General features: G+C 72.1%; 25 protein-coding genes. 5 read left to right on the top strand and 20 right to left on the bottom strand.

Annotated features, from left to right (window positions below; genetic code table 11):
• Window positions 1–122: 122 nt before the first annotated feature.
• The gene (locus OG379_RS29330; RefSeq protein ID WP_401631457.1) at window positions 123–524 is read right to left on the bottom strand and encodes a RidA family protein; all 402 of its coding nucleotides are present in this window, start codon (window positions 522–524) and stop codon (window positions 123–125) included.
• Window positions 521–1,654 carry an acyl-CoA dehydrogenase family protein gene (locus OG379_RS29325; RefSeq protein ID WP_405665968.1) on the bottom strand — a complete coding sequence of 378 codons (1,134 nt, stop codon included), beginning with the start codon at window positions 1,652–1,654 and terminating at the stop codon, window positions 521–523. Before OG379_RS29325 ends, OG379_RS29330 begins: the two co-directional genes overlap by 4 nt.
• 120 nt (window positions 1,655–1,774) lie before the next feature.
• On the opposite strand from OG379_RS29325, the gene OG379_RS29320 reads away from it, so the two are divergent.
• Genes OG379_RS29320 through OG379_RS29305 form a run of 4 tightly spaced genes read left to right on the top strand, consistent with a single transcriptional unit; the run spans window position 1,775 to window position 5,547 of the window.
• Window positions 1,775–3,391: an AMP-binding protein gene (locus OG379_RS29320; protein WP_405665967.1), complete on the top strand. Its 1,617-nt coding sequence runs from the start codon at window positions 1,775–1,777 to the stop codon at window positions 3,389–3,391.
• 4 nt (window positions 3,392–3,395) lie between these two features.
• Window positions 3,396–4,238 (top strand): PaaX family transcriptional regulator C-terminal domain-containing protein, encoded by an 843-nt coding sequence (locus tag OG379_RS29315; RefSeq protein WP_393764624.1) that lies wholly within the window; start codon window positions 3,396–3,398, stop codon window positions 4,236–4,238.
• 32 nt (window positions 4,239–4,270) lie between these two features.
• Window positions 4,271–5,092, top strand: a complete 822-nt coding sequence (locus OG379_RS29310; RefSeq protein WP_405665966.1) for a GNAT family N-acetyltransferase — start codon at window positions 4,271–4,273, stop codon at window positions 5,090–5,092.
• On the top strand, window positions 5,089–5,547 hold the full coding sequence (locus tag OG379_RS29305; protein ID WP_405665965.1) for a hypothetical protein: 459 nt from the start codon (window positions 5,089–5,091) through the stop codon (window positions 5,545–5,547). Before OG379_RS29310 ends, OG379_RS29305 begins: the two co-directional genes overlap by 4 nt.
• Here OG379_RS29305 and OG379_RS29300 read toward each other — a convergent pair.
• Complete coding sequence (locus tag OG379_RS29300; RefSeq protein ID WP_405665964.1) at window positions 5,534–7,873, bottom strand: bifunctional salicylyl-CoA 5-hydroxylase/oxidoreductase; 2,340 nt, start codon at window positions 7,871–7,873, stop codon at window positions 5,534–5,536. The genes OG379_RS29305 and OG379_RS29300 overlap by 14 nt on opposite strands.
• Window positions 7,874–7,877: 4 nt before the next feature.
• The gene (locus tag OG379_RS29295) at window positions 7,878–8,705 is read right to left on the bottom strand and encodes an enoyl-CoA hydratase family protein (RefSeq protein ID WP_393764631.1); all 828 of its coding nucleotides are present in this window, start codon (window positions 8,703–8,705) and stop codon (window positions 7,878–7,880) included.
• Between the two features lie 286 nt (window positions 8,706–8,991).
• Here OG379_RS29295 and OG379_RS29290 point away from each other — a divergent pair, with 286 nt between their 5' ends.
• A complete protein-coding gene (locus tag OG379_RS29290; protein WP_405665962.1) occupies window positions 8,992–9,441 on the top strand; it encodes an ATP-binding protein in 450 nt (149 codons plus the stop codon).
• Here OG379_RS29290 and OG379_RS29285 read toward each other — a convergent pair.
• The 16 genes from OG379_RS29285 to OG379_RS29210 form a co-directional block, all read right to left on the bottom strand.
• Window positions 9,398–10,867, bottom strand: a complete 1,470-nt coding sequence (locus OG379_RS29285; RefSeq protein ID WP_405665961.1) for an amino acid permease — start codon at window positions 10,865–10,867, stop codon at window positions 9,398–9,400. The two genes, OG379_RS29290 and OG379_RS29285, sit on opposite strands and share 44 nt — an antisense overlap.
• A 175-nt stretch (window positions 10,868–11,042) precedes the next feature.
• Entirely contained in the window at window positions 11,043–12,059 is a 1,017-nt protein-coding gene (gene argF / locus OG379_RS29280; protein WP_405665959.1) for an ornithine carbamoyltransferase, read from the bottom strand.
• Between the two features lie 121 nt (window positions 12,060–12,180).
• The gene (locus OG379_RS29275; protein ID WP_401631487.1) at window positions 12,181–13,413 is read right to left on the bottom strand and encodes an arginine deiminase; all 1,233 of its coding nucleotides are present in this window, start codon (window positions 13,411–13,413) and stop codon (window positions 12,181–12,183) included.
• Window positions 13,414–13,480: 67 nt separating this feature from the next.
• On the bottom strand, window positions 13,481–16,024 hold the full coding sequence (locus OG379_RS29270) for a polynucleotide kinase-phosphatase (protein WP_405665957.1): 2,544 nt from the start codon (window positions 16,022–16,024) through the stop codon (window positions 13,481–13,483).
• On the bottom strand, window positions 16,021–17,496 hold the full coding sequence (locus OG379_RS29265) for a 3' terminal RNA ribose 2'-O-methyltransferase Hen1 (RefSeq protein ID WP_405665955.1): 1,476 nt from the start codon (window positions 17,494–17,496) through the stop codon (window positions 16,021–16,023). The genes OG379_RS29270 and OG379_RS29265 overlap by 4 nt, the downstream gene beginning before the upstream one ends.
• 43 nt (window positions 17,497–17,539) lie before the next feature.
• Entirely contained in the window at window positions 17,540–18,475 is a 936-nt protein-coding gene (gene mmuM, locus OG379_RS29260; protein ID WP_405665953.1) for a homocysteine S-methyltransferase, read from the bottom strand.
• A gap of 80 nt (window positions 18,476–18,555) precedes the next feature.
• Window positions 18,556–19,479 (bottom strand): LLM class F420-dependent oxidoreductase, encoded by a 924-nt coding sequence (locus tag OG379_RS29255; RefSeq protein WP_393764647.1) that lies wholly within the window; start codon window positions 19,477–19,479, stop codon window positions 18,556–18,558.
• Window positions 19,480–19,567: 88 nt separating this feature from the next.
• Window positions 19,568–20,104, bottom strand: a complete 537-nt coding sequence (locus OG379_RS29250; RefSeq protein WP_405665951.1) for a DUF6099 family protein — start codon at window positions 20,102–20,104, stop codon at window positions 19,568–19,570.
• Window positions 20,105–20,239: 135 nt separating this feature from the next.
• The gene (locus tag OG379_RS29245) at window positions 20,240–20,647 is read right to left on the bottom strand and encodes a nucleotide pyrophosphohydrolase (protein ID WP_405665949.1); all 408 of its coding nucleotides are present in this window, start codon (window positions 20,645–20,647) and stop codon (window positions 20,240–20,242) included.
• Window positions 20,644–21,867: an AAA family ATPase gene (locus OG379_RS29240; RefSeq protein WP_405665947.1), complete on the bottom strand. Its 1,224-nt coding sequence runs from the start codon at window positions 21,865–21,867 to the stop codon at window positions 20,644–20,646. Before OG379_RS29240 ends, OG379_RS29245 begins: the two co-directional genes overlap by 4 nt.
• 7 nt (window positions 21,868–21,874) lie before the next feature.
• On the bottom strand, window positions 21,875–22,282 hold the full coding sequence (locus OG379_RS29235; RefSeq protein ID WP_393764655.1) for a cell division protein SepF: 408 nt from the start codon (window positions 22,280–22,282) through the stop codon (window positions 21,875–21,877).
• Between the two features lie 75 nt (window positions 22,283–22,357).
• Complete coding sequence (locus tag OG379_RS29230; protein WP_405665945.1) at window positions 22,358–23,665, bottom strand: cytochrome P450; 1,308 nt, start codon at window positions 23,663–23,665, stop codon at window positions 22,358–22,360.
• Window positions 23,662–24,276, bottom strand: coding sequence for an ATP/GTP-binding protein (locus tag OG379_RS29225; RefSeq protein ID WP_393764659.1), 615 nt, complete (start codon window positions 24,274–24,276; stop codon window positions 23,662–23,664). The genes OG379_RS29230 and OG379_RS29225 overlap by 4 nt, the downstream gene beginning before the upstream one ends.
• Window positions 24,254–24,607 (bottom strand): DUF742 domain-containing protein, encoded by a 354-nt coding sequence (locus tag OG379_RS29220; RefSeq protein WP_362931180.1) that lies wholly within the window; start codon window positions 24,605–24,607, stop codon window positions 24,254–24,256. The genes OG379_RS29225 and OG379_RS29220 overlap by 23 nt, the downstream gene beginning before the upstream one ends.
• Window positions 24,604–25,026, bottom strand: a complete 423-nt coding sequence (locus OG379_RS29215; RefSeq protein WP_124275220.1) for a roadblock/LC7 domain-containing protein — start codon at window positions 25,024–25,026, stop codon at window positions 24,604–24,606. The genes OG379_RS29220 and OG379_RS29215 overlap by 4 nt, the downstream gene beginning before the upstream one ends.
• The gene (locus OG379_RS29210) at window positions 25,023–26,477 is read right to left on the bottom strand and encodes an ATP-binding protein (protein WP_405665944.1); all 1,455 of its coding nucleotides are present in this window, start codon (window positions 26,475–26,477) and stop codon (window positions 25,023–25,025) included. Before OG379_RS29210 ends, OG379_RS29215 begins: the two co-directional genes overlap by 4 nt.
• Window positions 26,478–26,526 lie beyond the last annotated feature (49 nt).

The following is a 26,526-nucleotide window of genomic DNA, read 5'->3' as shown; positions in this document are numbered from 1 at the left end:
GTGGTCCATCTCCTCGGCACGCCCGTCCGGGAGCGCTCGTACTGGTCAAGCCGTACTCATCCGCACCGCATGGTGGCAGGGGGCGGTCCGGCCGGTCGCACGCCCCCTGCGCACGTGGTGCCTCAGTCCAGCACCGCGATGCCGTCGAGCTCGACCATGGCCTGTTCGTCCCAGAGCCGGGCCGTTCCGATGACGGCCATGGCCGGGTACTCGCGTCCTGCCAGCCTCCGCCAGATCTCGCCGAGTTCCGGGGCGTGGGCGCGGTAGTCGGCCACGTCGGTGGCGTAGACGGTGACCCTGGCCAGGGCTGTCGGGGCGCCGCCCGCCGCACGCAGGGCGGTGAGCAGATTGCCCAGGGCCGTCTCGAACTGCTCGGGCAGGGTGGCGCCGACGATCTTTCCGTCACCGTCCAGCGCGGTCTGGCCGGCCAGGAAGACCAGCCGGCCGCCGGTGGCCGTGACGGCGTGCGAGAAGCCGGTGGGCGGGGCCAGTTCGGCGGGGTTGATCCGGGTGATCGGATTCATGCGGACGTCTCCTGTGTCGCGTACAGCTCCTTGGCGATGATGGTGCGCTGTACCTCGGTGGCCCCCTCGTAGATCCGGGGCGCGCGGACCTCCCGGTAGAGATGTTCGAGCAGATGGCCCCGGCGCAGGGCGCGGGCGCCGTGCAGCTGGACGGCCGCGTCGACGACGTACTGCGCGGTCTCGGTGGCGTACAGCTTGGCCATGGCGGCGCGCCGGGGCACGCCCGGCTCGCCCGCGTCGTGGGCTGCCGCCGCCGCGTACACCAGGAGGCGGGCGGCCTCGGTGCGGGTGGCCATCTCGGCGACCTGGTGCGAGACCGCCTGGAGGTCCTTGAGCGGCGCGCCGAAGGCGGTGCGGTGCGCCGTGTGCTCCAGCGTGGCGTCGAGCGCGGCGCGTGCCATGCCGACGGCGAACGCGCCGACGCTGGGCCGGAAGAGGTTCAGGGTTTCCATGGCGACCCGGAACCCCCGGCCCGGCTCACCGAGCACGTCGCCGGCGGTCACGGGCACGCCGTCGAAGTCCAGCGCTCCGATGGGGTGCGGCGAGAGCATCTCCAGAGGCGTCCCGGTGAGCCCGGGGCGGTCGGCGGGGACGAGGAACGCGGTGACACCGCGGGCTCCGACGCCCTCCCCCGTCCGGGCGAAGACGGTGTAGAAGTCGGCCTCGGGCGCGTTGGAGATCCAGCACTTCTCGCCGGTGAGCCGCCAGCCGCCCCCGCCGGGGTCCGGCTGCGCGGCGAGGGCGAGCGCCGCCGCGTCGGATCCGGCGCCCGGCTCACTGAGCGCGAAGGCGGCGACGGCGCGTCCCGCGCGCACCTCGGGGAGCCAACGCGCGCGCTGGGCCTCGGTCCCCGCGAGGCGGACCGGGCCGGCTCCGAGGCCCTGGAGCGCGAGTGCGGTCTCGGCCTCGGTGCAGCCGCGCGCCAGCGATTCGCGCAGCAGGCAGAGATCGAGCGCTCCCGAGCCGAGGAGCCGGTCCAGGAGCCCCAGTCCGCCGAGAGCGGCGACGAGCGGGCGGTTGACATGGCCTGGCTCGCCCTTCTCCGCGAGGGGGCGCAGTTCGTCGCGGGCGAGGGTGTAGAGCTCGTCGCACCAGGCGGTTTGACCGGGATCGAGGGAGAATGCCGTCATACCGGCGCCTCTCTTGTCACGACTTATCGCGGACCGTTGACTACCGTCACTCAAACGATACGCTCCAAGGGCGACCAGGGTCTTTCGTTTGGATCAGGCCGGATCAGGGAGCGATGCTTCATGAAGCCGTCAGGTACCGCGAGCGCGCACACCGACACCTTCACGCGCGACCATCTCCCACCCGCCGAGGACTGGCCCGAGCTGGTCTTCGACCTCCCCGAGCTGGCCTACCCGGCCCGGCTGAACTGCGGGTACGAGCTGCTCGACCGCACCGTCGACCGCTTCGGCCCCGACCGCCCGGCCTTCCGGAGCGCCGACGGCGGCGTCTGGAGCTACGGGGAGCTGCGGGACCGGGTGGACCGCATCGCCCTGGTGCTGACGCACGATCTGGGCGTCGTGCCCGGCAACCGCGTGCTGCTGCGCGGCCCCACCACGCCCTGGCTCGCGGCCTGCTGGCTCGCCGTGATGAAGGCCGGCGCGGTCGCGGTGACGGTGCTGGCGCAGCAGCGGGCGTCGGAGCTCGCCACCATCTGCTCCCTCGCCCGTGTCGGCCACGCGCTCTGCGACATCAGGTCCGTCGACGACCTGGCCGCCGCCGAGGTGCCCGGCCTGCGCATCACGACGTACGGGGGCGGCTCCCCCGACGACCTGGCGGCGCTCGCGGCCGCCCGGCCGGGACCCTGCCCGGCGGTGGACACCGCAGCCGACGACATCGCGCTCATCGCCTTCACCTCGGGGACCACCGGGCGGCCCAAGGGCTGCATGCACGCCCACCGCGATGTCTTGGCCGTCGCCGACACCTTCGCCCGCCACGTCCTGCGGCCCGGTCCGGACGACGTGTTCACGGGCAGCCCGCCGCTCGGCTTCACCTTCGGGCTCGGCGGACTGGTCATCTTCCCGCTGCGGGCCGGCGCCTCCGCCCTGCTGCTGGAACACGCCGGACCCAAGCAGCTGCTGCCCGCGCTCGCCGCGCACCGTGTCTCCGTCCTCTTCACCGCGCCGACCGCGTACCGCGTGATGCTCGACGCGCTCGACGGCCACGACCTGTCCGCGCTGCGCCGCTGCGTGTCGGCCGGGGAGAACCTCCCCGCCGCGACCTGGCGGTCCTGGTACGAGCGGACGGGGCTGCGCATCATCAACGGCATCGGGGCCACCGAGCTGCTGCACATCTTCATCTCCGCCGCCGACGGGGCAGTCCGGCCCGGCACCACCGGTGTCCCCGTGCCCGGCTGGCAGGCACGCGTGGTGGACGACGACGGTGAGGAGCTGCCCGACGGCGAGCCGGGCCTGCTGGCCGTGCGCGGCCCGGTCGGCTGCCGGTACCTCGCCGACGAGCGCCAGCGGGTGTACGTACGCCACGGCTGGAACATCACCGGCGACACCTATGTCCGCGAGCCCGACGGCTACTTCCGCTATGTCGCCCGCGCAGACGACATGATCATCTCCGCCGGGTACAACATCGCCGGCCCCGAGGTCGAGGAGGCTCTTCTGCGCCACCCCGACGTGGCCGAGGCCGCGGTGGTGGGCCGGGACGACGACCTGCGCGGGCAGATCGTGGCCGCGTACGTCGTGCCGCGCGAGGGCGCGCTGCTGTCGGCCGACGATCTGCGGGCGCACATGAAGGCCGAGCTGGCGCCGCACAAGTGTCCGCGGGCCATCGAATTCCTGCCCGCGCTCCCGAGGACCGCGACGGGCAAGCTCCAGCGCTTCCTGCTGCGCGGCACCGCTCTAGAGTGATCACGTGGCCGAGCACACTCCCCGTTCCCTGATCGTCAGCCTCTACGGCGCGTACGGCCGTCGCCCCGGCAACGCCCCGCTGGCGGTGTCCGAGCTGATCCGGCTGCTGCACGCGGTCGGGGTCGACGCGCCGTCCGTGCGCTCGTCCGTGTCCCGCCTCAAGCGCCGGGGGCTGCTCGTCCCCGCCCGGACGGCGGACGGGGCGGCCGGGTACGCCCTGTCGTCCGACGCCCGGCAGCTGCTGGACGACGGAGACCGGCGGATCTACCGGCGTCCGGCCCCCCTGCCCGGCGACGGCTGGGTGCTCGCCGTCTTCTCCGTACCCGAGGCCGAACGCCACAAGCGCCACCTGCTGCGCTCCCGCCTCGGCCGGCTCGGCTTCGGCACGGCGGCACCCGGCGTGTGGATCGCGCCCGCCGGTCTTCACGAGGAGACCCGGCACACGCTGGAGCGCCTCGAACTCGCCCCGTACGTCGATCTGTTCCGCGGGGAGCACCTAGGATTCGCCGCCACGAGGGAGGCGGTGGCGCGCTGGTGGGACCTGGATGCGATCGCCCGGCTCCACCTGGACTTCCTGGAACAGCAGGAGCCGGTGCTGCGGTCCTGGGAGGCACGGGCCGGCGGAGAAGCCCCGGACCCGGAGGAGGCCTACCGGGACTACCTCCGCGCGCTGGACTCCTGGCGACAACTGCCGTACGCGGACCCGGGACTGCCCGGGGAGCTGCTGCCGAAGGACTGGCCGGGCGGGCGCTCGGCGGAGGTGTTCGGGCTGCTGCACGCCCGACTGCGGGACGCGGGCGCCCGGTTCGTCCGGGAGGGCCCTGAACCGCCCGCGAAATCGGGATGACCCGAGGCCGGGGGACCCGCCAGGATGAGGCAATGCCCTGGACCTTCACCGATGATGTGGACGCCTTCCTGGCCGCGGCCGGGGCGTCCCTGGCCGCCCGCCCCGCGGAGAACACCCTGCTGCTGACCGTCACCGCCACCCTGAGGGCGAGCGGGCCGCACGCCTACGGCACCGTGCCACCGGTGCTGGGCTGGTGGCGCGGGGCGGACGGGGAGGTGGCCGGGGCGCTGGTGCGCACACCGCCCTTCGTGCCGATCCTGGGCACGGTGGACCCGGAGGCGCTCGGCCCGCTGGCCGACGCGCTGCCGCTCCCCGGTGTCAACGCGGACCGTGACACCGCCCGGGCCCTGGCCGCCCACTGGCCACGCCACCGCGTGGACGGGGAGCACCGGCTGTACCGGCTGGGCACGTTGGTGCCGCCCTCCCCCGCGCCCGCGGGCCGGCCCAGGACCGCCACCACGGCCGACCGGGCGCTGCTGGTCGACTGGATCCGTGACTTCGGCGAGGAGACCGGCCAGTCGGGCGACCGGGCGGAGCGGATCGTGGACGAACGCACCGCGCACGGCGGGCTGACGCTCTGGGAGGCGGGAGGGGAGCCGGTCTCGATGGCAGGCGTCTCACGCGTGATCGCGGGCACGGTGCGGGTGGCGAACGTCTACACGCCGCCGGGCCTCCGGGGCCGGGGCTACGCGGCGGCGGTGACCGCGGAGGTCAGCCGCGCGGCGCGGGACGCGGGCGCCCGGGAGGTGCTGCTCTTCACGGACCTCGCGAATCCGACGAGCAACGGCGTCTACCGGCGCATCGGTTACGAGGCCGTCGGCGACCGTCTGCTGATCACCGCGGAGCCGGAGTGACGGCCGGGGCCGGGGAGATACCGGCCGGGCAGGCATGGCTGATCGCCGCGAACGTCGTGCGGTGGAGGCGGTACGGCGAGGGTGGCCAGGAGCTGCGGCCCGGGACCAAGTCCTACCGGGGCGGCTCCAAGGTGTACGTGATCGAGACCTACCCGGGCTCGGGTCACGAGCAGCTGACCACGATCGGGCGCGGCCGCCATACCGGCACATACATCACGATCGACATGTCGACCCGCAATCTGCACACCTTCCGGGCCGTGCAGGTCCACAGCCCGACCGTGCTGCGGCTGTGCGAGGCGGCCGGGGTGGGCGGCTGGTGGACGTCCCGTCAGGACGCCGAGGAGGTCGCGGTCCTGCTCGGCCGGCTGTCCGTCGAGTACCGCACCACGCACTGGGCCATGCCTCATCCCTGCCCGTGCCGCTGTCATGAGTGTCTGACGCTCAGTCAAGCGTGAGCCGGGGCCTGGGAGCGTCGGTGCGGCCCGTCGGCGGGGTGCGGCTGCCCGCGCGGTACGGGAGCGGCCAGGAGGCGCCCGGTCCCGCGTAGCCCTGCTCGGCCGCCGCGTGCAGCGTCCAGTGCGGGTCGTACAGATGGGGGCGGGCCAGGGCGCAGAGGTCGGCCCGGCCGGCGAGCAGCAGCGAATTGACGTCGTCCCAGGAGGAGATGGCGCCGACGGCGATGACGGGCACGTCCAGGGCGTTGCGGATCCGGTCGGCGTACGGGGTCTGGTAGGAGCGGCCGTACTCGGGGCGTTCGTCGGGGACGACCTGGCCGGTGGAGACGTCGATGGCGTCCGCGCCGTGGGCCGCGAAGGCGCGGGCGACCGCCACGGCGTCCTCGTCGCTCGTGCCGCCCTGCGCCCAGTCCGTGGCGGAGATCCGTACGGTCATGGGCCGGTCCTCGGGCCAGACGGCGCGGACCGCGTCGAAGACCTCCAGGGGGAAGCGGAGCCGATTCTCCAGGACCCCGCCGTACGCGTCGGTGCGCAGGTTGGTGAGCGGGGAGAGGAAGCCGGAGAGCAGATAGCCGTGGGCGCAGTGCAGTTCGAGGAGGTCGAAACCGCAGCGGGCGGCGCGCCGGGCGGCCTCGGTGAACCGGTCCCTGACCGCGTCCATCCCGGCCCGGTCGAGCTCCCGAGGAATCTGGTTGACGCCCTGCGCGTACGGCAGGGGCGAGGCGGCGCTGACCGGCCAGTTGCCTTCGTCCAACGGCTGGTCGATGCCCTCCCACATCAGCCGGGTGGAGCCCTTGCGGCCGGAGTGGCCCAGCTGGACACCGATCGCGGCGCCGGAGCCGGAGTCGTGCACGAAGCGCGTGATCCTCGTCCAGGCCTCGGCCTGTTCATCGGTCCAGAGGCCGGTGCAGCCGGGGGTGATGCGGCCCTCGGGGCTCACGCAGACCATCTCGGTCATGACGAGACCGGCGCCGCCGAGCGCACGGGAGCCGAGGTGGACGAGGTGGAAGTCCCCCGGCAGCCCGTCGACGGCGGAGTACATGTCCATGGGCGAGACGACGACACGGTTGCGGAGTTCGAGGCCGCGCAGGCGCAGCGGGGTGAACATCGGCGGCGTGCCGGGCGGGCAGCCGAACTCTGCCTCGACCGCCTCCGTGAAGGCGGGGTCGCGCAGCCGCAGGTTGTCGTGGGTGACGCGGCGGCTGCGGGTGAGGAGGTTGAAGGCGAAGCGCCGGGGCGGCTGGTCCACGTACTGCGGGAGTTCCTCGAACCAGCGCAGGCTGGCCGCGGCGGCGCGCTGGGTGGACAGGACGACGGGGCGGCGCTCGGCCTCGTACGCGGCCAGGGCGGTGGGCAGGTCGGGCTGTTCCCCGACGCAGGCGGCCAGGGCGAGGGCGTCCTCGACGGCGAGCTTGGTGCCGGAGCCGATGGAGAAGTGGGCGGTGTGGGCGGCGTCGCCGAGCAGGACTGTGTTGCCGTGCGACCAGTGCGCGTTGGTGACGGTGGCGAAGGTGAGCCAGGAGGACTTGTTGGAGCGCAGCGGCCGGCCGCCGAGAGCCTCGGCGAAGACCTTGGCGCAGTGCTCGGCGGACCGGGCGGTGTCGCAGGTGTCGAGGCCCGCGGCCCGCCATACCTCTTCGCGCATCTCGACGATGACGGTGGAGGCGCCGGATTCACGCGGCGGCCCGAAGGGCCTCGTCGAGGGGCCGTGGTCGGGCGACGGGCGGGAGAAGGGGTAGGCGTGCAGCTGCATCACGCCGTACTCGGTCTCGGCGATCTCGAAGCGGAAGGCGTCGAACGCGAAGTCGGCGGCGAGCCAGATGTAGCGGTTGCGGTGGTCGGTGACGGTGGGGCGGAAGTGACGGGCGTGGGCCTCGCGGGTGGCGCTGTGCACCCCGTCGGCGGCGATGACCAGGTCGTGGCGGGCCGCGAGCTCTGCGGCGGGCGGCGCCTCGGTCCGGAAGCGGAGCCGTACCCCGAGGGACGCGCAGCGCTCGTGCAGGATCCGCAGGAGCGTACGGCGGCCCAGCGCGGCGAAGCCGTGGCCGCCCGAGGTCAGGGTGGCGCCCCGGTGCACGACGTCGATGGTGTCCCAGCGGACGAACGCGTCGCTGAGCGCCCGGTACACGACGGGATCGGCGTGCTCGATGCCGCCGAGCGTCTCGTCGGAGAGGACCACGCCGAAGCCGAAGGTGTCGTCGGGGGCGTTGCGCTCCCATACGGTGATCTCGCGGCCGGGGTCCAGCCGCTTCAGGAGGGCGGCGGCGTAGAGCCCGCCGGGTCCGCCGCCGATGACCGCGATGCGTCCTGTGTCGGAGGAGGGCATCGCGCTACCTGCCCCGCCACTTCGGCGGACGCTTCTCGGTGAAGGCGGCATGGAACTCGGCGTAGTCCTCGCCGTTCATCAGGAGGGCCTGGGTGGCGGCGTCCATCTCCACCGAGGCGGCGAGCGGCATGTCGAGCTCGGCGGTGAGCAGCGCCTTCGTCTGGGCGAGGGCGAGGGCCGGCCCGTCGGCGAGCCGCCTGGCCAGGGCGGCGGCGCGGGCGTCGGCCTCCCCTTCGCCGGTCAGCTCGCTGATCAGCCCGATGCGCTCGGCCTCGGGGGCGCGGACGGCTTCGCCGAGCATGAGGATCCGGGTGGCGTGGCCGAGGCCGACGACACGGGGCAGGAGGTAGGCGGCGCCCATGTCACCGCCGGACAGGCCGACGGCGGTGAAGAGGAAGGCGAAGCGAGCGGACGGGGCGGCCACCCGGAAGTCGGCCGCCAGGGCGAGGACCGCTCCGGCTCCGGCGGCCACTCCGTGGACGGCGGCGATGACGGGAAAGGGGCACTCGCGGAGGGCGCGTACGACCTGTCCGGTCATCCGGTTGAAGTCCAGGAGCTGCGCGGTGTCCATGGCGAGCGTGGCGCCGATGATCTCGTCGACGTCACCGCCCGAGCAGAACCCCCGGCCCTCTCCGGCAAGCACGAGGGCCCGCACGGAGCGTTCGCGGGAGAGCTCGGCGAGAAGGTCGCGCAGGTCGGCGTAGGCGCCGAAGGTGAGCGCGTTGAGCTTCTCGGGACGGGCGAGCGTCACAGTCGCCACACCGTCGTCCGTGGTGAGGCGCAGATGCTTCCAGCGCTCCGTGCGCGGGGCGGAGCCGGTGAACGGGCTCATGGAAGGTTCCCCTCCAGCCGTCGGGCCGATGCTGATGCGCCTCGAAGCTATCACTCATCTGTGACTTCCGTCATGAGTACGCGATAGGGCGGCACTGTGGCGAAGGTCCCCTTTGTCACGGTCGACTGCCTCTATGTCTGCGGCGTCGCGCTTCGTATGGTTGAGCGCAGGAAGTCCTGGTACAGACCCCGTACCCTCCGGTGACGGAGGACGCCATCCCGGACGCAGCCGCCCCGGAACGAAGCTCCCCCGCCGGATGTCCCGCTCCCGAACGGAAACTCCCGCCTTGCCGCCCGACGTCCCCGCGCCATCGCCCTCATCCTGGCGAATCGCCCTGCCGCACTCGACGGCCGCGGTGCCGATCGCCCGCGCCCTCATCCGTACGGCACTGGCGGACCTCGATGCGCCCGCGGACAGCGACACCGCCGAGCTGCTGACCGCGGAGCTGGTCGCCAACGCCGTGGAGCACACCGACGGCGCGGGGCCCATCGAGCTGGTGGTCGAGCTCATGGCGTCCGGCTGCCAGGTGGAGGTCCACGACCACGACCCGGGGCCGCCCGGCGACCTGTCCCGCCTCCTGCCCGGCTCCGCACCGGACCCGTGGCAGGAACACGGCCGGGGGCTGCTCCTGATCCGTGCCCTCAGCTCGGCCTGCGGTCACCGCCCCACCGAGCAGGGCAAGGCGGTCTGGTTCACCCTGCCGCCGGGTCCGACTCCGCCCGCTCCCCGGGGCTGACCAGCCGGGAGCGGCTGCGGCCGTATCCCGCGTACACCAGGGCTCCCACGGCGAGGAAGACGACGAACTGCACCCAGGTCGTCCAGCCCGTCCCGTACATCAGGTACACGCAGAAGCCGACGCCCAGCATCGGGCTGACGGGATAGAGCGGCACCCGGAAGGAACGCTTCAGCTCCGGGTTGCGGCGGCGCAGGGCGATGACGGCGATGTTGACCACCGCCATGGTGGCGAGCGTGCCGATGGTCGTCAGGTTCACGACGACGTCCAGGGACGAGAACGCGGCGGGGACCGCGAAGACGACGGCCACGATCCAGGTGTTGGCGACCGGCGTGCGGGTCTTGGGCGACACCCGCTCGAAGACCCGGGGGATCAGCCCGTCGCGGGACATCGACATCAGGATGCGGGTCTGGCCGTACATCACCGCGAGGACGACGGACGCGATGGCGACGACCGCGCCGAAGGCGATGATCCCACCGCCGACGCTCGATTCGGTGACCTTGTCCACGACCAGCGAGAGCGCGGCCGGCTTGTCGGAGACGGCGTCCGCGCCCAGCGCGCCGATGGCACCGAGGGCGACCGCGCAGTAGAGCAGCGTGACCAGGCCGATGCAGATCATGATCGCGATCGGGATGTTCCGGCGGGGGTTCTTGACCTCTTCACCGGCGGTCGTGATGGCGTCGAAGCCGATGTACGAGAAGAACGCCACCGAGGCACCGGCGGTGATCCCGGCCATGCCGTGCGAGGCGAACGGCGAGAGGTGTCCGTCCTGGAACGCGGTGAAGGCGATCGCGCAGAACGCGATGAGGATGCCGATCTTCAGCACCGCCATCGCCGCCGTGGCGCCCGCGCTCTCCCTGATGCCGCGCACCAGCAGCGTGGCCGCCATCATCACCACGACGACCGCCGGGAGGTTGATCACCCCGCCGTCACCGGGTCCGGAGGAGAGCGCCGCCGGCAGGTTCCAGCCGATGAGGCTGTCCAGCAGCTCGTTGACGTACTGGCTCCACCCGACCGCGACGGCGGAGACCGAGACGCCGTACTCCAGCAGCAGGCACCAGCCGACGAGGAACGCGACCCGCTCCCCGAGTGTGGCGTAGGCGAAGGAGTAGGAGCTGCCGGAGACCGGGATGGCGCCGCCGAGCTCGGCGAAGGAGAAGGCGGTGAAGATGCAGGTCACGGCAGCGAGGACGAACGAGACCACCACGGCGGGGCCCGCCTCGGCGACGCTGTCGGACAGCCCGACGAAGATCCCGGTGCCGACGATCGCCCCGACACCGAAACAGACGAGCTGGAACAGCCCCATGGTGCGCCGCAGGCCGTGCCCTTCCAGGTCGGCTCCGGACTCGGCGAGCAGCAGTTCGGGACTCTTGACGCGTGCCCCTGGCCTGCGCGGGGGGCTCTGCGGGGTGGAGGAGGCGGGACTCATGGGGGGACGGGTCTCTTCTCTGGTGGTGCGGGGGAATGAGCCTGTGGGGGGCTCGCACCTGGCCACGCGCTCCTGACGGGGCACATGAAAAGGGGTTCGGGCGTGCGAGCCCGAACCCCACCAAGTAGCACCATCGTAGCCACTTGTGCGCATGTTCACCCAATCGGGTGCATGTTCATGCGGTGTGCGCGCCACCTGCCAGTGTCGCGACGAGGACCGCCTTGATCGTGTGCATCCGGTTCTCGGCCTCGTCGAAGACGACCGAGTGCGAGGACTCGAAGACCTCGTCGGTGACCTCCAGCTCCGACAGGCCGTGCCGCTCGTGGATCTCCCTGGCCACCTTCGTACCGAGGTCGTGATAGGCGGGAAGGCAGTGCATGAACTTCACGTCCTCGTTGCCCGTGGCGCGCAGGACGTCCATGGTCACCGCGTACGGCGAGAGGGCCGCGATGCGCTCGTCCCAGACCTCCTTGGGCTCGCCCATGGAGACCCAGACGTCGGTGACGACGAAGTCGGCGCCCAGGACGCCCTCGGTGACGTCCTCGGTGAGGGTGATGCGGGCCCCGCTGGACTCCGCGAGCTTGTTGGCCCGGTCCACGATCTCCGGCGCCGGCCAGTAGGCGGCCGGGGCGACGATCCGGACGTCCATGCCGAGCAGGGCCCCGGTGATCAGGTAGGAGTTGCCCATGTTGAAGCGGGCGTCACCCAGGTAGGCGAAGGTGATCTCCTCCAGCGGCTTCGCGCTGTGCTCGGTCATCGTGAGGACGTCGGCGAGCATCTGGGTGGGGTGCCAGTCGTCGGTGAGCCCGTTGAAGACCGGCACACCGCCGTACACCGCCAGGTCCTCGACGGCCTGCTGGCTGTCGCCGCGGTACTCGATGCCGTCGAACATCCGGCCGAGCACCCGGGCGGTGTCCTTGACCGACTCCTTGTGTCCCATCTGGGAGCCGGAGGGGTCGAGGTACGTCGTGGACGCACCCTGGTCGGCGGCTGCCACCTCGAAGGCGCAGCGGGTGCGCGTCGAGGTCTTCTCGAAGATCAGCGCGATGTTCCTGCCACGCAGCCGCTGCACCTCACCGCCCGCCTTCTTGGCGGCCTTGAGCTCGGCGGACAGGGCGATCAGGCCGCGGAACTCCTCGGCCGTGAAGTCCAGCTCCTTGAGGAAATGGCGGCCTGTGAGGTCTATGGCCATGGTCACTGCTCCTGGGTCGGACTGAGGGCATGCGGACAGGTGTCCTGGAAGTCTATACGAGACACCGTATTGCTATACAGGGCGTGCCGCGCCTCCCTGCGCTCCGCGCTCCGGCCCCGCCTCACACGGGATCGCGCACCACGGGGCAGCTCATGCAGCGGGGGCCGCCCCTGCCCCGTCCCAGCTCGCTGCCCCGGATCTCGATGACCTCGATGCCTTCCTTGCGCAGATACGTGTTGGTGGTGGCGTTGCGCTCGTACGCGACGACGACCCCGGGCTCCACGGCCAGCACGTTGCAGCCGTCGTCCCACTGCTCCCGCTCGGCGGCGTGCACGTCCTGGGTGGCGGTGAGCACCCGGATCCTGTCGAGGCCGAGCGCGGCGGCGATGGCACGGTGCATGTGCTCCGGGGGATGGTCGGTGACCTTCAGCTCACGTGGACCAGCGCCGGGCTCGATCGTGTAGGAGCGCAGCATGCCGAGTCCGGCGTACTTGGTGAACGTGTCCCCGTCGACCATCGTCATCACCGTGTCCAGATGCATGAACGCCCGCCGCTTGGGCATGTCGAGCGCCACGATCGTCCGGGCCGACCCGGCGTCGAAGAGCCCTCGGGCCAGCATCTCCACGGCCTGGGGAGTGGTGCGTTCACTCATCCCGATCAGGACGGCACCCCGGCCGATGACCAGGACGTCACCGCCCTCGATGGTGGACGGGTAGTCGTCCTGGCCCTGTGACCAGTGGTGGAAGACTCCGGCGTCGGGGCCGGTGAAGAGGGGGTGGTGCCGGTAGATCGCCTCGAAGTGCACGGTCTCGCGCTGTCTCGCCGGCCAGCGCATCGCGTTGATGGACACACCGTCGTAGATCCAGGCGGAGGTGTCGCGGGTGAAGATGTGGTTGGGCAGGGGGCTGAGCAGGAAGTCGTCCAGATCCATGACGTGGAAGCGGACCGAGGTCGGTTCGCTGTGCCGTTCCAGGAACTCCCGCTTCGTCATCCCGCCGACCAGGGCCTCGGCCAGCTCCCCTGCGGGCAGCTCCTCGAAGGCGGCGCGCAGATGCTCGGTGGCGAGCGGGCCGTACTCCTTCTCCGCGAAGACCCGGTCCAGGACGAGCCTCCTCGCCACCGGGATGTCGAGGGACTCCCGGAGCAGTTCGCCGAAGAGGTGGACCTCCACGCCTCGGTCGCGCAGCACATCGGCGAAACCGTCGTGCTCCTCCCTGGCGCGGCGCACCCACAGCACGTCGTCGAACAGGAGCGCGTCCTTGTTGCTGGGGGTGAGCCGCTTCAGCTCCAGATCGGGGCGGTGCAGGATGACGCGGCGCAGCCGCCCGGCCTCGGAATCGACATGGAATCCCATGCCCTCATCCTCACCGCGCGGGGCGCCGTTCACCCTGCGAACCGCCACCCGGTTTCGACCGGTCGTCCTACAGCCTGGGGTCGACGGGCTCCGACTCCAGCGCCAGCACCGCGAAGACCGCCTCGTGGATCCGCCACAGCGGCTCACCGTCGGCCAGCCGGTCGAGGGCCTCCAGACCGAGGGCGTACTCCCGCAGGGCCAGCGACCGCTTGTGGCCGAGGAACCGGGAGCGCAGCCGCTCCAGATTCTCCGGCCGCGTGTACTCGGGGCCGTAGATGATCCGCAGGTACTCCCGGCCGCGCACCTTGATGCCCGGCTGGACGAGCCTGCCCTTCTCGTCCCGGACGAGCGCGCCGAGCGGCTTGACGACCATGCCCTCGCCGCCGCGGCCGGTCATCTCCAGCCACCAGTCGATGCCGGAGCGGACGGAGGCCTCGTCACCCGTGTCGACGACGAGGCGCCGGGTGACCTGGAGCAGACCGGTCGGGTCGTGCTCGACGAGGCGGTCCAGCCACGCCAGTTGCTCGTCGTGCGGCACGGAGGCGAGCGAGCGGCCCTGCACCGCGAGGATCTGGAACGGCGCGAGCCGGACGCCGTCGAGCCCTTCGGTGCTCCAGCAGTAGCGGCGGTACGCCTCCGTGAACGCGGCGGCGTCCTCGGCGCGCTCCCGCTGGCGGCCGGCCAGGGCGCCGACGTCGACACCGCGGGCGGCCGCCGCGGCCAGGGCCTCTTCAGCCACGGGCAGGACGGCGCCGGCGGCCGCGCCCACCGCCGCGTACTGGGAGCGCAGCAGCCCCGCCGCCTTGAGGGACCAGGGCATCAGCTCGGCGTCGAGCACCACCCAGTCGGTGTTCCACTCCTCCCAGAGTCCGGCCGCGGTGACGGCGGCGCGGAGCCTGCCGAGGACGACCTCGGTGAGTGCGGTGTCGTCCAGGAACGGCCGCCCGGTGCGGGTGTGCAGGGCGCCGGTGGGGCCGTCGGCCCCGAAGCGCTCGCGCGCGGTGCCGGCGTCGCGGCAGACCAGCGCCACGGCACGCGAGCCCATGTGCTTCTCCTCGCAGACGACCTTGGTGACGCCGTCCGCGCGGTACTGCGCGAAGGCCTCGGCCGGATGCTCCAGGAAGCCTTCCTCGTGCGAGGTCGCTGTCGGGGCCATGGTCGGCGGAAGGTAGGCCAGCAGTCTGGGGTCGACGGCGAAGCGGCTCATGACCTCGAGTGCCGCCGCCGCGTTCTCCTCACGCACCGCGACGCGGCCCATGTGCCGGGTCTCCACGATGCGGCGGCCCTGGACATCGGCGAGGTCGAGCGGCCTGCCCTCCCGGCCGCCGGGCGCCTCGGTGGTCAGCGGTTTCACCGGCTCGTACCAGACGCGCTCGGCCGGTACGTCGACGATCTCGCGCTCCGGCCAGCGCAGCGCGGTCATCTTCCCGCCGAAGACCGCCCCGGTGTCCAGGCAGAGGGTGTTGTTCACCCAGGAGGCGGTGGGCACGGGCGTGTGGCCGTAGACGACCGCGGCACTGCCCCGGTAGTCCTCGGCCCACGGGTAGCGCACGGGCAGGCCGAACTCGTCGGTCTCGCCGGTCGTGTCGCCGTACAGCGCGTGCGAGCGGACCCGCCCTGAGGTGCGCCCGTGGTACTTCTCGGGCAGCCCCGCGTGGCAGACGACCAGCTTGCCCCCGTCCAGGACGTAGTGGCTGACGAGTCCGTCGATGAACTCCGCGACCTGCTTGCGGAACTCGGGGTGCTCGGCGTCCTCCCGCTCCAGCTGCTCGACCGTCTCGGCGAGACCGTGGCTGTGCTGGACCTTGCGCCCCTTGAGGTAACGCCCGAGCTTGTTCTCGTGGTTGCCCGGCACGCACAGTGCGTCCCCCGACGCCACCATGGACATGACGCGGCGCAGCACACCCGGGCTGTCCGGGCCCCGGTCGACGAGGTCGCCCACGAACACGGCGGTGCGCCCCTCGGGGTGCGTGCCGTCCTTGTATCCCAGCTTGCCGAGGAGGGTGTCCAGCTCGGAGCTGCAGCCGTGGATGTCGCCGATGATGTCGAAGGGGCCGGTGAGGTGCCGGAGGTCGTTGTAGCGGCGCTCCAGGACGATTTCGGCGGTGTCGGCCTCCTCCTCGGTGCGCAGGATGTGCACCTTGCGGAAGCCCTCGCGCTCCAGACCGCGCAGCGACCGGCGCAGCTCACGGCGGTGGCGCTGCACGACATGGCGGGGCATGGAGGCACGGTCGGGCCGGCCGGCGTTGCGCGCCTGGCAGAGCTCCTCCGGCAGGTCGAGCACGATGGCGATGGGCAGCACGTCGTACTGCCGGGCCAGCTGGACGAGCTGTCTGCGGCTCTCCGGCTGCACGTTGGTCGCGTCGACGACGGTGAGCCGGCCCGCGGCGAGACGCTTGCCCGCGATGTAGTGGAGCACGTCGAAGGCGTCACCGCTGGCGCCCTGGTCGTTCTCGTCGTCGGCGACGAGGCCCCGGCAGAAGTCGGAGGAGACGATCTCGGTCGGCTTGAAGTGCTTGCGGGCGAAGGTGGACTTGCCCGATCCGCTGGCGCCGATGAGGACGACGAGGGACAGGTCGGTCACCGGCAGCGTGCGAGAGGTACTGGTCATGCGGCCTTCGCCTCCTTCGTCGTCTCCTGGGCCGTGGTCATCGTGAACACGGCCATCTGTGTGGGAGGCCCCACCTCGGGGTCCTCCGGCCCGACGGGCACGAATGCCACCGTGTAGCCGTGGCGCCCGGCCACCTGGCCGGCCCAGTCCCGGAATTCCTCCCTGGTCCACTCGAAGCGGTGGTCGCCGTGGCGTACGTGCCCGGCGGGAAGCGTCTCCCAGCGGACGTTGTACTCGACGTTGGGCGTCGTCACCAGCACGGTCCGCGGCCGCGCGGAGCCGAACACCGCGTACTCCAGGGCGGGGAGCCGCGGGAGGTCGAGGTGCTCGATCACCTCGCTCAGCACGGCGGCGTCGTACCCCTTCAGCTGCTTGTCGGTGTAGGTGAGCGCGCCCTGGCGGAGGGTGATCCGCCCGGCCTGCCGCTCGCCCATGCGGTCCAGTTTCAGCCGGCGTGCGGCGACGGTCAGGGCGCGCATCGACACGTCGACCCCGACGATCTCCGTGAAGCGGACGTCCTTGAGCAGCGCCTGCACCAACTGACCCTGGCCGCAGCCGAGGTCGAGCACACGGGTCGCCCCTGCCGCACGGAGCGCCTCCAGGACCGCCGCCCGGCGCTGCTCCGCGAGCGGCACCGGCTTCTCCTCCGTGTCGGTCGTCTCGTCCACCGCGTTGTCGACGCTCTCCACCTCGAGGTCGTCCGACTCCGCCAGCCGCACCAGCTCCAGCCGCTCCATCGCCTGCCGGGTGAGTCCCCAGCGACGGGAGAGATAGCGACTGGTGATCAGCTTCTGCTCGGGGTGGCCGGCCAGCCAGCCTTCGCCCGCCCTGAGCAGCTTGTCCACCTCGTCGGGCGCCACCCAGTAGTGCTTGGCGTCGTCGAGCACGGGCAGCAGCACATACAGCTGGCGCAAGGCATCCGCGAGCCTCAGCTCCCCCTCCAGCACGAGCCGTACGTAGCGCGAGTCGCCCCACTCCGGGAACTGCTCGTCCAGCGGCACGGCCGCGGCCTCCACCCGCGTCCAGCCGAGCGGCGCGAAGAGCTTGTGCACCAGCTCGGCACCACCGCGTGCGGGCAGCGCGGGAACCTCGATCCGCAACGGCAGCGGCTGCTCGGCCCGTTCGGGCATTGCGCGGCACGCCCCGTTCAGCGCTGACTTGAACACCGTCGTCATCGCGACCGAGAGCAGCGAAGACGCCGCGTACGGCCGGTCGTTGACGTACTGCGCGAGTGCCGCGTCGGGGGCTCCGCCCCGGCCCTTGCCCTTGCCGCGCCTCACCAGCGCCACCGGATCCACTTCGAGCAGCAGGGCGGCGGTACAGCGCTCCGCGGACGCCTCGGGGTAGAAGACGTGCGCGGTCCCGTGCGAGGTGGAGAACGTCTGCGCCTTCTCGGGATGCTTGTGCAGCAGGTATCCGAGATCGGTGGCGGGACGCTCAGGGGTGCCGGTCGTGCTGATAGTCAGGAACACGCGTCCGAGTATGGTCCGGCGACCGGCCTCCCACCAGGGATTTTCAGGTTCCCGACGCTTCCAGTCGCTCGGCCAGCGCCGCGATCCCGGACGGGCCGACCCGGCAGCAGCCGCCGACCAGCCGCGCGCCCGTCCGCTGCCAGTCCCGCACCCTGCCCGGTTCGAACGTTCCCCTCCCGGTCCAGGCCCGGCCGTCGGCGTCCCACTCCTCCCCACTGTTCGGGTAGACGACCACCGGCTTTCCGGTGGCCGCTGCCGCGACCTCCACCGCTCGGTCCGCGTCGGCGGGTTCGCAGCAGTTGACCCCGACGGCCACCACCTGGTCGATGCCGGCGGCGAGCGCGAACGCCTCCGCCAGAGGCTGCCCGGCCCTGGTCCGGTCCCCCGCCACGCTGTACGAGAGCCAGACCGGCACCCCGAGCCCCTCGACCGCTCGCAGCAGGGCCTCGGCCTCGTCGATGTCCGGCACCGTCTCCAGAGCCATCACATCGGGCCCCGCCTCGGCCAGCGTCTCCGCCCGGGGCCGGTGGAAGCGCTCCAGCTCCCGGACGGTGAGTCCGTACCGGCCCCGGTACTCGCTCCCGTCCGCGAGCATCGCCCCGTACGGCCCGACCGAGGCGGCGACCCAGAGTTCGCGCCCCGTCACCGCGCCCGCCCGGCGCGCCGACTCCACGCTGCCGGCCATCAGCTCCGCCGCGCGGCCCCGCCCGATCCCACGCCGCGCGAACCCCTCGAAGGTCGCCTGGTAGCTGGCCGTGATGAGCACCTGCGCACCCGCCCGGGCATAGGCGGCGTGGGCGGCCTCGATCTGCTGGGGTGCGTCGCTCAGCAGCCGCGCCGACCAGAGGGCGTCGGACAGATCGCAGCCCTGCGCCTCCAGCTGGTTGGAGAGGCCCCCGTCCAGCAGAACGGTCCCCTCGGCGAGCGCCTCGCCGAGCGTACGGCCGGGCGGGGCCCCCGGCGTCCGGGCGGAATGCAAAAGCTGCTCCTCACTGTCGGGCGGTTGCTGCCGGTCCCGCGGCCACACGGGCCCGGCCTGCCGCGGGCCGGGTCCTCCCGTCAGCCCAGCTGCGACTGGACCTGCGACGAGATCAGCTCCAGGTGTTCCAGGTCGTGCAGGTCCAGAACCTGGAGGTAGATCCGTGACGAGCCGATGGCGGCGTACCGCCCGATCTTGTCGACCACCTCGGCGGGTGAGCCCGCCAGCCCGTTCGCCTTGATCTCCTCGACCTCCCGTCCGATGACGGACGCGCGCCGCGCCACCTCCGCGTCGTTCTTCCCGACGCACACCACCAGGGCGTTGGAGTACACCAGGTCGTCGGCGGCCCGCCCGGCCGCCACGGCCGCGTCCCTGACCCGGCCGAACTGCTTCGCGCTGTCCTCGATCGACGCGAAGGGGATGTTGAACTCGTCCGCGTACCGCGCGGCCAACCGCGGGGTACGGACCGCGCCATGGCCCCCGATCAGGACCGGGACCTTCGTCTGCGCGGGCTTCGGCAGGGCCGGCGAGTCGGTGAGCTGGTAGTACGTCCCGTCGTAGCTGAACGTCTTACCGGTCTCGGTCTCCCACAGCCCCGTGATGATCGCCAGCTGCTCCTCGAGCCGGCCGAACTTCTCCTTCGGGAACGGGATGCCGTACGCCTTGTGCTCCTCCTCGAACCAGCCGGCGCCCAGGCCCAGCTCGACCCGGCCGCCGGACATCTGGTCGACCTGGGCGACCTGGATGGCCAGCACGCCGGGCAGACGGAAGGTGCCCGCGGTCATCAGCGTGCCGAGGCGGATCCTCTTGGTCTCGCGGGCCAGTCCGGCCAGGGTGATCCACGCGTCGGTCGGGCCGGGCAGACCGTCCCCGGAGCCCATGTGCAGATAGTGGTCCGATCGGTAGAAGGCGTCGAAGCCGAGGTCCTCGGTGGCCTTGGCGACAGTGAGCAGGGTGTCGTAGCTCGCCCCTTGCTGGGGCTCGGTGAAGATTCGAAGATCCATGACTCCATCCTGCACCTTCGAAACCGCTGTGCCCCCTCTCTTGGACTCTTCCCCTGCCGGGCGGCCGGTGTGCCCCGGGCCGCCCGACTCACGGCTGGCCGGCGACGAAGCCGGCCGGTCCGTGGATCACCCCGTGGGGGCCGTCGCGCTCCCGGTCCAACTCCAGTTCGTGCTCACGCTCGCGCTCCTGCTCGGCAAGCCGCCTCAGCATCCCGTGAACCCGGTCCACGGACTCGTCGACCGCGTCTATCGCCTCGATGCACTGCCAGTAGAGCCCTTCCTCCTCCGTGCCGCAGGCGACACCCACCAGCGCGATGCCCGCCTCCCCGAGGAGCAGCCCGAGAGCGGCCAACACCCGGGGCACGTGATCCACTTCGGTGAGCTGGGACGCCCGCACGGCTCCGGCCGGGACCATCGGGTGGTCGAGCACGGCGCTCCCCAGGGCGCAGGTCTCGCTGAGCTCGCGCGCCTCCGTCCGCAACTCCGCCGGTCCGCACCTCGCCAGCCTGCCGCCGACCGCCCGGGCGAGCGCCTGGGCCTGCCACGCCTCCGCCATGACGGCCGGCACCCCCCGGCTCCCCGCCAGCGCGCTCCGGCCCGCCGCGATCAGTCGCTCCGCTTCCATGCCACTCCCCCGTCGCCGACACCGCCGGTACAAGAATCCGCTCACTTCTTCATTACCCACAGTGAGGGCCATGGCACATGAAAGCCAGAGGAAATCGGAAATCTGTGGACAGGAAGTCGATTGTGAATAAAACGATCACTCCGAAGAGTGACGAGCAGTCATCTCGCCGCCGTCCTGGCCCTGCTCGATACTTTCCGGTGGTACCGGCTCAACACCCGCCGTCGCCACCGGAAAACGTTCCTCGTTCCGGTCGATCTTGGCCGCCAACGCCGCCAGCGCGTCGATTCCCAGGACTTCGCAGAACTGCAGGAGATACGCCAGGACGTCCGCGACCTCGTCCCTGACCCGGAACGCCGCAGCAGGGTCCTCCATCACCCTCGCCGACTGCTCCGGCGTCAGCCACTGGAAGATCTCCAGGAGTTCCGAAGCCTCCACACTCAGCGCGGCGCTGAGGTTCTTGGGGGTGTGGTACGGCTCCCAGGCCCGTGCCGCCGCGAAGTCGGCCAGCCGCCGCTGCAGTTGTGCTACATCCAGTTCGCTCACCGTGTCAGGTCTACCACTGTCGCGCCGGCCGTCTCCCGGGCGGCTGCCGCGGCCGCCTCACCGACCGTCCCCAGCAGACGCATGTGTCCGTCCGCACAGATCGACGCGGCCAATGCCAGCAGCTCCCCACTCTGCCGCGCGTCCAGACTCCGGTCGAATCCGTCGGCCAGCACGGTGAGGGCCTGCATGGCCGACGGCACCTCCGCCGCCGGGTCCACCACCAGGACATGAGGGCCGGTCAGCAGTACGAGCGCGAAGGCGAGATAACGGAGTTCGCCGTCGCCGAGGCGCCCGATGGGCGTACTCCGGCCCGGCCCCCGCCCCGTCAGGGCCTGCACGGTGCCGCCCTCCAGTCGCTCGGCGGTCAGTCCCGTCACCGGCCCCGCGCACCCGGCGTCCGCGCTGGCGACCAGTCGGGCGTGCCGCTGCGCGCACTGGCTGTGGGTGCGGTGCAGTACCTCGGCGAGGTTGTCGCAGGACGAGGTCAGCCGCCCTTCCGCGACCGGCACCGCCGCACGCATCCGCCCCGGCTGAGGATCGCAGACGAAGGCCGACCGCAGGGCCACCACCACCTGCTCGGCGGCGGCCAGCACCCTGAGCTGCCCGTCCGTCGTTCCCGCGACCCGCAACGGCAGCAGTGCCGTGCCGAGGCGGTCGTCGGGGAAGGGAGCACGCGTCACCGGCACCGCCCCCGCCGTGTACCAGGCCGCCTGGACCGAGGAACGCCGGGGATCCCGCAGCGCCGTGCTCAGCAGCGTCTCGCCGCTGTCGGTCAGCCGCTCGCCGACGATGCGGAGGGTGGGCTCGGCCTGCACGGCGAGATCCAGTCTCACCGGACCGGCCGGACCCTCCACCGTGCAGCCGAGTCTGAATCCGCGCCGCCCCTGCCCGTCGGCCCCGGCCCCTTCGGGCACCCAGGCCACCGGGTCGGGGAAGACGTCCTCCAGCGGATCGCCGGCGGCCAGCCGCGCGAGCGCCTCGTAACCGCGCAGGGCGGTCGACTTGCCGCTTCCGCTGCGTCCGGTGAGCAGCGTGAGCGGTCCGAGCGGGATGACGGTGCGGCGGTGCGACGCGAAGGCGTCGAGGCGGAGTTCGCTGACGAAGGGGCGGGCGGGTCGGCCCGCGCCGGACGGCGCGGAGGCCGCCCTCCCCGTGGAGATCACAACAGTCATGAGCGGACCGTACGCACGCCCGTGAGCGGCGAACCGTTCCGCCCGCACGACCTTCCTACGATTGAGGTACGCCCGCCGCGGTGACTCCCTCGACCTCCATGCCGACCGGTGCGAGCAGGAAGACATTGCGGTCCACCCGGTGCATCCCGCTGCCGAGCCCGAAGACCACACCGCTGCTGAAGTCCAGGATCCGCTTGGCCACATCGTTCTCGGCGCCGGTCAGGTCCAGCAGCACCGGGATCTGGGCGACCAGATACTCGGCCACCTCGCGCGCGTCCGCGAACACCTGGACGCGCAGGACGACCATGCGCCGCTGCTCGGCCGACTCCTGCCGGTCCGGGACCGTCCTGTGGTCGACCCGGGAGGGCCATTCGTTGCGGCCCCTCAGGGGTACGACCTGGGCGAGCCCTTCCCACTGTTCGTCGGTGGCGTCGTATCTGTCGTACCTGTCGTACCTGCTCACAGAACCACCCCGTCCGTATGCCGGTTGGCTGTGCGCCGGCTGCGCTCGCTGTTCATCGGGCAATTCTCTCGCCCCTCACCCGTTCGGCGTACCACCGACACGGGTCGGAACGTGATCGGCGGCCTCCGGGGCGCCCGCACCGCCCGGTTCGGGAAGCGTGTCGAGCGGTGTGAAACGTACCGGTAGATGGGCCAGGGCTCGATGGAAAGGTCCCGGCCGCCAGACCAGCGCGCCGGGTTCGACGGCGAGTTCCAGATCACAGAGCTGGCTGGTGAGCTGCTCGATCGCGGTCATCGCCATCAGCAGGGCGGGCTGCTTGGCGGGGCAGCGGTGCGGACCCGTCGACCACGCCAGGTGGGCGCCGTCGCCGGAGCGCACCGCGGGGTCCGATCCGGACGGCGGCGACTGGGTGTTGGCGGCGGCGAAGGAGACCAGCACCAACTGCCCGGCGCGCAGCGGGACCCCGTGGAACTCGGTGTCGTGGCGCGGGAAGTGCGCACCCATGCTGGCCAGCGGCGGATCGCGCCAGAGGACGTCGTCGACCGCCTCGTGCGCGGTCATCGCGCCGCCGTGCAGGGAGCCGCCGTAACGGGTGTCGCTGAGCATGCGCAGGAGGGCGTTGCCGATCAGATTGGTCGTGGGGTCGTGGCCCGCGCTCATGATGAGCGTGATCTGACGCACGGCCTCGTCGTCGTCGAGACCGGCCGGGTGCGCCAGCAGGTACGAGGTGAGATCGCGGCCCGGCCTGCGCCGCCGTGCGGAGACGAGAGCGGTGACGACGCCGACGAGCTCGTCGTACGCCGCTGTCGCGTCCCCCGCGGAGTCCATCATTCCCGCCGTACCGCGGACCACCCGCTCGGTGTCCTGGGGAGCCACGCCGAAGGAGGCGGTGAAGACGTGCAGGGGCAGCCTGCGGGCGTACTGGGCGATGAGGTCACCGGTGCCGGTGGCCGAGAACCCGGCGATGAGCCGCTGCGCGACCCGGGCGACCTCCGCGCGCAGCAGGTGGGGTTCGATCAGGGCGAGGGTGTCGTTGATGGCGTCGCGGTAACGGGCGTGGACGGCGCCGTCGGTGAAGAGCGCGGTGGGCCGGTAGCCGAGCACGGGAAGGACCGGCGAGTCGGCCGGCACGCCCGTCTGCCAGGCACGCGGGTCCTTGGTGAAGGTCTCGGTGTCCCGCAGCAGGTCGACGGCCGCGTGGTAGTCGGTGACCAGCAGCGCGTCGACGTCCGGGGCGACCCGCACCCTGGCCAGCGGCCCCTGGTCGCGCAGCATGCGGTAGTGGCCGTGCGGATCGGCGGCGAAGCCGGCCCCGTACAGCGCGAGGGGCTCGTGGAGCGAGGGGGCGGTGCCGGGTGAGGTGCCGGTCTCGGGAGGCGTCATGACGATTCCTGGGGCGCGGGCAGGCAGGTCAGCGCGTGCTCGGCGAGGGCGATCAGGGCGTCGATGCCGCCCCCGCGTTCGCGCGCGTCGCACTGCACCAGCGGGGTGCGGGGATCGAGGTCGAGGTGCTTGCGCAGGACTTCGTCGGCGTGGGCGGGGGCGTCGGGGAAGCGGTTCACGGCGACGGCGTACGGGAGCCCCTGCTCCTCCACCATGTCCATGACGGCGAAGGAGTCCTCGAGCCGCCGGGTGTCGACCATGACGAGGGCGCCGAGCGCACCGCGCGCGATGTCCTCCCAGAGGGGGAGGAAGCGCTCCTGGCCCGGCGTGCCGAACATGTACAGCACCAGATCGTCCTGGACCGTCAGCCGGCCGAAGTCGACGGCGACCGTGGTCGTGGTCTTCTCCGGAAGCCCGGCGGTGTCGTCGAGTCCCGTACTGGACTGCGTCATCGCCTCTTCCGTGTGCAGGGTCGGGATCTCCGACAGGGTACGGATCAGGGTCGTCTTGCCCACGCCGAAGGGACCCGTGACGACGAGCTTCATCAGGGTCTCGGCGGCACTCGGCAGATAACCGATGCCGCCCCGGTCAGTGGAGGGAACGGAGTCCAACGAGCAGCCTCTCGACGAGCGACCGGTCGATCTCACCGGCACTGGGGATCGGTGGTCGAGCGTGCAGATGTCCCGCGGCCACGAGATCCGTGGCCAGGAAGACGGTGGCGCTGACCGGCAGGTCCAGATGGGCAGCGCACTCGACGACGGTGAGGGCTCCGGGCTCGAGGAGCTCACACAGCCTGCGCTGCTCCGAACCGGTGTTCACCGGCAGGGCCGAGTCCGTACGGATGAGCACGGCGAGCCGGTCGAGCGCGGGGCCGGTGGGCGTGGAGCGGCCACCGGTGACCAGGTAGGGGGGAATCAGGCGGCGGCCTGGGCCGGGGGTCATGGCCGGGTGGCAGCGTCCGGTTGGCGGGTGGGGGCGTGCATGGCCCTGGTCAGCGCGGTCACCTGCACCTGCATCTGGTAGGCGATGTTCCCCAGGTGTGCGTCGGGGGCCGCGAACAGGGCCAGGGTGGTGTTCCTGCCGGCCGGTACGACGACGGCGAAGCCCAGGTCGGACTCCACGACCGTCTGGGCGAGTCGCGGCGACTCGGCCTCGGTGAACGCTGTGGTGAAGGCACGGGCGGCCGCGTGCAGGGTGGCCGTCATCGCGGCGACGCGCTCGGCGGACGCACGGTCCAGGCCGGGCGACGCGCCCTCGACGAGCCCGTCGCCGGTGGCGACCACGGCATGCTGCACACCGGGGAGCTCCAGCAGCGGGGTCAGCACCCAGGCGAGATCACCGGCGGTGGGGGTGGTGCTCACGTCTCGTCGTCTCCTTGGTCGTCCGATGGGGATGCTGAGGGTGTCCGCGCCGGGGGCGCGGGCGCCTTCCTGCCGCTGAGGGTGCCCTCCTGAAGGGCGGTCCAGGCCGCTCCGGCCTGCTCGGGCGTACGGAGCACGGGCTTCTCGGCAGGCTGCTGCCGGGCCGTCGGCGCCTCCGGGGCGGCCGTCCGGCGGGATCTGCGCCGCCGGGTGGGCAGGCCTGCCGGAGGCGCGGCTTCCCCTGCGGCGGGGGCGGTCTCGGCGGGTTCGGCGGGCACGGACGCGGCGGGTTCGACAGGGGCGGCCGGCGCGGGTTCGGGCTCGGCGGGCGCGGCAGGAGCGACGGGTTCCGCGGGCCCGGTGGGCAAGGGGCTCTCCGTGACGCCCTCGGCGCGCGCGTGCACCGGCTTCGGCGCGAGCACGGACAGGGTGCGGTCGTCGTCGATCACGGTCAGCAGATGCGCCGGAATACGCAGCATCGCGCGCATCCCGCCGTACGGCGACGACTCGATGTGGCAGCTGAAGCCGTAACGCGCGACGAGCCGCCCCACCACGGCGAAGCCGGTCTGCGGCGGGTCCCCCAGCTCGGTGAGCAGCACCTCGGAGGGGCCCGACAGCAGTGCGCGGGCCCGCTTCAGCGCGTCGTCGTCCATGCCGATCCCGGCGTCGTCGACCAGGATCAGGGCCCCGCGCCCCGCGGTCTGCTGGACCGTCACCGGCACCTCGGTGTCCGGGTGCGAGTACGCCGTGGCGTTGGCCAGCAGTTCGGCGAGCGCGATCGCGAGAGGTTCGGCGGCCCGGGCGACCAGCGCGAGCCGCTCCTGGCGCAGATGGTTGGCGACCTTGATCCGCTCGTACCCCGCCACCCGGGACTGGGCGCCGAGCACGACCTCGACGAGCGAGGAGTTCTGCCGGGCGAGTCCGGGCCAGGCGTCGCAGAGCACGGCCGTGGCCTGGGTGCGGCGCAGCGCCAGTTCGTTGCGGAAGTCGAGCTGGAGGATCCGCGGGTCGTCGTACTCGTGCTGGAGCTCGTGCAGCAGGTGCTGCGACTGGTTGAGCAGCGACTGGATCTTGGCGGAGGTTCCGCGCATGGCCGAGCGTGCTGCCGCGTCGACGCGTCGGCGTTCCTCCAGGACAGCTGTGCGCGCGGCCTGTACGGCCTCGGTCAGCAGACGCGCGGCGTCCCCCTCGATCCCTGCGGCCTCCCGCAGCCCGGGGACAGGCGCGGAGCGGTGGGAGAGTGCGGTGGCCGCGGCGGGTATCCGGTTCCGGGCCAGCTGGCGGATCTCCTCGGTGAGGGCGAGGGTCCGGGCGTCGGCCGCCTTGGACTGCCGCTCGGTGAGCTCCGCACGGGCCGTAGCACCGTACGCGTCCAGCCTCGCCTGGTGCATGCGTACTGCCGACCAGATCGCCACCACGACGGCGATGAGGGCCACGATCCATGCCAGCACGGCGTCATCGCCTCTCTGTTGTCGGGGACGGTCGACAGCCCGCGCCGGT

The organism is Streptomyces sp. NBC_01166, from assembly GCF_045039765.1.
Classification (GTDB): domain Bacteria; phylum Actinomycetota; class Actinomycetes; order Streptomycetales; family Streptomycetaceae; genus Streptomyces.
The sequence above is the reverse complement of the archived record's forward strand: the minus strand, read 5'-3'. Positions and strand labels throughout refer to the sequence as shown.